The sequence below is a fragment of the Colwellia sp. TT2012 genome (genome assembly GCF_001440345.1).
Classification (GTDB): Bacteria; Pseudomonadota; Gammaproteobacteria; order Enterobacterales; family Alteromonadaceae; genus Colwellia.
Window position 1 is genome coordinate 1 of sequence record NZ_LJYX01000046.1, and the last position, 1,642, is coordinate 1,642.

Consider the following 1,642-nt stretch of genomic DNA (forward strand, 5'->3'; position numbering starts at 1 on the left):
ACGAATAAGGGTTTAGCGCTTGGAAATGAGCAGTTTAAATTTAAAGTGGAAGCGCTAAGCGGCAGGTCTGTAATTGAAGGAAAACGTGGTAGGCCTATTGGTTGGAAGAAAGCGGTAGACGTGAGTGCTTAATTTAAAACGGCTCTGACCCCTTTTATTATAAAACGGCTCTGACCCCTTTTATTCATAAAACGGCTCTGACCCCTTTTATTCAAAATAAACGTAAATGGCAAGTGGGTCAAACTAAAACCCGGCATGTCAGTCACAGTAGAAATTAAAACCGGCACTAGGCGATTAATGGAGTTTTTATTAGCGCCATTAATGCGTGGGGTCAGTGAAGGGGCGCGTGAGCGTTAGCTTTGAGAAGACATTATAAAGGTATGTATATGTTATTTAATAAATTTAAAAAAATACTATTAATTTCTCTTACCGTAATATTGATTAGCGTTGTATTACTTTTTTTATACGCTGCATATTTACGTGGTGGTTTACTGCAACAAGATAGCCCTGTGATGGGGGATTTGGGCGGTGTAACAGTTGAAATCCCTAGAGATTATGCCCGTTTTGTTGAGTACAACAAAGAGCCGCACTTTATGGAGAAAAAAACAGGAACAAAAGTTGACTCTGCCTACCAATCCAAACTGCGTAGTTTTGGTTTTGAAGTGCGCTACCCAGATATGGCTTCAGTTAAAGTTAAAACAAAAGAAGAGAAAAATATTCGTACCACAATGTGGCTGCGAGTAGGTATTAATACAGGTGAATTCTATGGTATTGAAAATCATTTGGATAACAGAAAAGAGAGTTATATTAATCCTACACTCCCATGTTTTTTAAAGTGTTTTATTTATCATCCTTTGCCTAATGAGACTTATGGATTGACGGGCTATACCCCAACAGGATCTGGTGTTGATGTTGGTAAAAGGAGTGTTAATTTTGGCAGAGGCACTGATATCAGGGATAAAAATGTTTATTTTGTTCAAAATAAAGCTGGTCATGTAACAACTTTTATAACATGCAGTAATAGAACTCATGCAGCGGCATCGTGCCAGCAGTACTTTAGTTTAAGTCCAAGAATGAAAGCTCATATTAGTATCAGTTATCGTAAAGGCCTTCTTCCCCACTGGCAAGAAATTCAGCAATCTGTAAGTAAATTAATTTATAACTTCGAGGTTAATACTAATGCTGCAACCTCAAACCAATTACACAAAAGGAATTGAACATGGCAAATACACTTTCAATAGAAGTATTGAATTCATATAAACTATTACTTGGTGCTGGTAAAATCAGCGATTTTTATAATGCGATGTTGGAGAATGGCTACGCTTATGCGGGGTGGGCAGTCGGCGTTGCCGAGGGTGATACTATCGCAGGACGGGCAGCATTAGACTTTTTAAATGACTCGGCAATGCTGGGTGCGATTGGCGCTAACGCCGAAGCATTAAGCAGCGACGTTATAGAAAATATCAAAATAGATATGGCACAGGCCTATTTGGATACGCTAATAATTATTGCAGTAATAAAAGGGGTCAGAGCCGTTTTAAGTGACCTATACTGAGGTAAATTGTATCTTCAGTAGATTGTAATTATGCCAAGAAAATCAAGAGTTTCATTAGCGGGCGTGGCGGAACATGTTATTCAGCGG

At 38.7% G+C, this 1,642-nt stretch carries 2 protein-coding genes; both read left to right on the forward strand.

Annotated features, from left to right (window positions below; genetic code table 11):
* The first annotated feature begins 386 nt into the window (after window positions 1-386).
* On the forward strand, window positions 387-1,217 hold the full coding sequence (locus tag ASU03_RS18500; RefSeq protein ID WP_057833242.1) for a hypothetical protein: 831 nt from the start codon (window positions 387-389) through the stop codon (window positions 1,215-1,217).
* Window positions 1,218-1,219: 2 nt separating this feature from the next.
* Complete coding sequence (locus ASU03_RS18505) at window positions 1,220-1,555, forward strand: hypothetical protein (RefSeq protein ID WP_057833243.1); 336 nt, start codon at window positions 1,220-1,222, stop codon at window positions 1,553-1,555.
* Window positions 1,556-1,642 lie beyond the last annotated feature (87 nt).